General features: G+C 29.2%; 2 protein-coding genes. Both read left to right on the top strand.

Going from position 1 to position 3844, the window contains the following annotated elements; all coding sequences use genetic code 11:
* On the top strand, positions 1-1858 hold a 1858-nt coding region (locus tag ACRC03_RS14480), incomplete at its 5' end, for a dynamin family protein (protein ID WP_438653295.1).
* Positions 1859-1879: 21 nt separating this feature from the next.
* Entirely contained in the window at positions 1880-3691 is a 1812-nt protein-coding gene (locus ACRC03_RS14475) for a dynamin family protein (RefSeq protein ID WP_438653294.1), read from the top strand.
* Positions 3692-3844: the final 153 nt, after the last annotated feature.

Below are 3844 nucleotides of genomic sequence, written 5' to 3'. Positions count from 1 at the left end.
ACTATACAGCAAAAGGCGAGAAAATGTACTTGGTGAAATATCAAAAATAAGACAAAGTGCATCATTTTTGAATAACAGGGTAATATCAGATATTTGTAACACCTATGAAAAAGAACTACTAGAAGATAAATTTAACATAGTGGTAGTAGGGGAATTCTCAAGAGGAAAATCAATGTTTATAAATGCATTGTTAGGCAAAAAAATACTACCATCTTCAACCAAACCTACTACAGCTATACTAAATAGAATCTCATATAGCAAAGAAGAAGTATTCAAAATTAAATATAGAGATTCAACTAGTGAAAATATATCAGAGGAAAGCTTCAAAAAAATTGTAGCACCTAAGGAACCTCTTGAAGGAGATACTGAATCAGAAGAAAATTACGAAGAAGCTATAAAGAAATTACAATCAATTGAGTTTGCAGATATAGGATACCCTATAAATATATGCAAAAACGGAATAGAGATAATAGATACTCCAGGAACTAATGATTTAGATAGTGCGAGAGAGGAAATTACCTATAAATTTATTCCAAAGTCGGACGTAGCTATAATGCTATTATCAGCCCAACAAATATTAACAGAATCAGAAATGAATTTTCTAAAAGATAGAATTTTTAAGAATGATATAAAGAAAGTATTCTTTGTTATCAATTTCAAAGATAGAATTAAAGATAAACAAGATCAAGAAAAAATCATACAATATGCAAAAGAACATTTGAAAGATGTGGTTAAGGCTCCAAAAATATTTATGGTGTCTGCTAAGAGTGCCTTAAATTACAAAAGAAGCAAAAATAATGAAGTTGTAAAAGGTGAAGTAGTACCTATAGAATCCACTGGTTTTTTTGAGTTAGAAAGTGAACTATCTGAGTATCTAAGTATAGAGTCTGGTAGGGGAAAGCTACTTAAGTATATAGAAAAAGTAAAAAGATTAACCAATGAACTAGACAATAATGGGATAAAAATATCCTTAGCAAGTTTAGATATGGACTCAAAAGAAGTAGAAAAAAAGGTGAATAATCTAAAAAGAGAAATTATTCAAGTTGAAAATAGAGGTAAAGATACAATAAAAAATATGAGAGTAGCTCTGTTAAATTCAGAAAATGAGCTAAGTAATAAGCTTAGAAAGAATTTAGAAAAAATAGCTTATGAAGCAGAACTAGCAGTACAAAACTACACAGGGGAATTGGACTCTAAAGGTTTAGCAAAATACATTGAAAGTAAGGTTGCATCTATTCAGACTGAATCACAAGCAGAAATAAACAAGCTACAAAATAATATTATAAACAATCATCTATCAATAGCTAATGATAGGCTAGGTAAAGATTGGAATAAATTTGAAAAGGTCATGGATAAAGAATTCAAAATTAGTTCAAGTGTTGAACTTTATGGTATCCAAGAAGCTGATGAAGATTTTACTGTTGCAGTAAGTAGCTTAGGATATGGTGCTATGTGTGCAGGTCTTTTATTATTTAATGTTTCTGCGATTATTTCACTACCGGCTTTGCTATTTGGTGGGAAAGCAATATTTAAATTTTTCAAAAATATAAATAGAGAAAATGTACTAAATAAAGCCAAAGAACAAATAACGAAACGTTATAGAAATGGTATTCCAGATACTGTTAACAAGTTTAAAAAAGACTGGAAAAATACTGTAGATAAGGTAGTACATAATGTAGAGATTGAATTAGATAGAAAGGTTGGAATACTAGAAAATCAATTAGATAACATTATTAAAGAAAGAAATGATGAGCAATTAAAGATAAATGAAAAAAGAAATATATTATTAGAAGAAAGAAATAAATTAAACAAGATAAATCTAAATCTATATAGATTTTATAATGAAATAAATATTTAAAAAATAAGGGGAGGGTGTTAGGTGAAGGATATAAATAAAGAAAAATTATATTTACAAGATATAGTAAAAAACTCTTACGACAGCATAAAAAAAGAATTACCAAATTCTTATGAGTTAAAATCAATGAAAGAATTAATGGCGGATATAGAAAATGATTTTTACACAGTAGTGGTAGTGGGAGAATTCAAAAGAGGAAAATCTACTTTTATAAATGCAATTTTAGGTGATGATATTCTACCTGTAGATGTAACGCCAACTACGGCTACTATCAACGCGGTAATGTGGAATGAAGAGAAAAAGTTACATGTACATAAAACTGATGGGAATGTAGAGGAATTAGAGTTAAACTATGAAAATTTAAATAAATATGTGGCTAGCAGGAAGTTTGACCATAGTAGTATTAATTATTTAAAAATAGGAATGCCTGCGGATATATTAAAAAATAATGTGGTATTGATAGATACTCCAGGGGTAGATGATTTAAATAAGCAAAGAGTGGATGTAACATATAATATTATTCCTAGAGCAGATGCTGTAATATTTTTATTAGACTCTACAAATGCAGTAAGGAGAACTGAGAAGGAATTCTTAGAAAATAACATATTAAAAGAAGGTATTAATAAAGTACTGTTTGTTGCAAACTTTATAGATGAAATTGATGAAGATGAGGACGTTGAAGAAGTAATAGAAGATATTTCTACGAGACTAAGTAATATATTAAAAATGGGTCCTGTACAAGTATTGCCAGTATCAGCTAGAGAAGCGTTAGAGGGAATATTAGACAAAGATGAAGAAAGGATAGAAAATTCTGGTATTACTCAGGTGTCTAATGTAGTTAAGGAGGCAATTGATAAAGGTGTAGAATCAGATGAAAGAATACAGCGATATAAAGCAAGAACTGTAGGTATTTTAAACTCAGTAAAAAGAGAAATTAATACTTTATTTCAATTAGAAAATAAGACTATAGACCAGTTAAATATAGAGTTAGAGAATATTAATAAATTAATTGATAATAAATCTAAGTTAAAGCCAGAAATAAATAGATACGTATTAAGACAAGAAGAAGAAATGCTAGCGATTGTAAATAAATCTATATATTACTTTATAGATGAATTGAAAAGTGAAATTTATTATCAATTTGACGCATATAAGGGAGCTGATTTTAAAGACTTTATTGAGATACATATGCCTAAGATGGTAGAAAGGCAAATTAAAAATTGGATTAGACAGTATTTAGGTCAAATAAATAGTATGTTTAAAATGATAGAAAAAGAATTGTCAAATGGAATGGCAAAGCATTTTAACACATCGGTGGTTAAGTTCAACACCAATTATTTAGGTGAAGGAGTTAATCCATCAAATATTGCAAATATATCAATAGAGGCAGAAGATATATCTAAAATAGGTGCAGTTGCAGGTGTATTAGCAGGAGGGTCAGCTATAGTAGTGTCTTTACTTGGGGGAGGTATATTGTTGCCTCTAATTGGTATGGCAGGTGCTCCATTTATAGGAAATAAATTAAAAGAAAAGAAACTAGAAGAAGCAAAATTAAAAGTCAGACCAGACCTGGAGTCTGCTATAGATGACATAGCATATAAGCTAATACGTACTATGGATGAATATGTATTAAAAAACACAAGTCAAATAAGGATATCCTGTGAAAATAGATATGATGCAATTTTATTATCAATAAAGCAAAAGGTGGAAAAAGAAATACAGGAAAAGGAAAATTTAAAAACAAAAATTAAAAATAAAAATGAGCATTTGAAAAAGATCTTACTATCAATAGAGGAGTATACAATATTAATGGAGGGTGACAATGAGTGTATTTAACAGTTTTGATAATATATTTGGAGGAGAAGACTACTATGTAGATGGAGAAATGGTAGGTCAAACACAAGAAAACATATTTGGAGGGGAAGATTTTTATGTAGATGGACAGATGCTAGCACGTACTGAGTCCAATGTATTTGGAGGAGAGGATAT

Source organism: Romboutsia sp. (assembly GCF_051659545.1).
Lineage (GTDB): Bacteria > Bacillota > Clostridia > Peptostreptococcales > Peptostreptococcaceae > JBOFOR01.
This window is presented reverse-complemented; position numbering and strand designations above follow the sequence as displayed.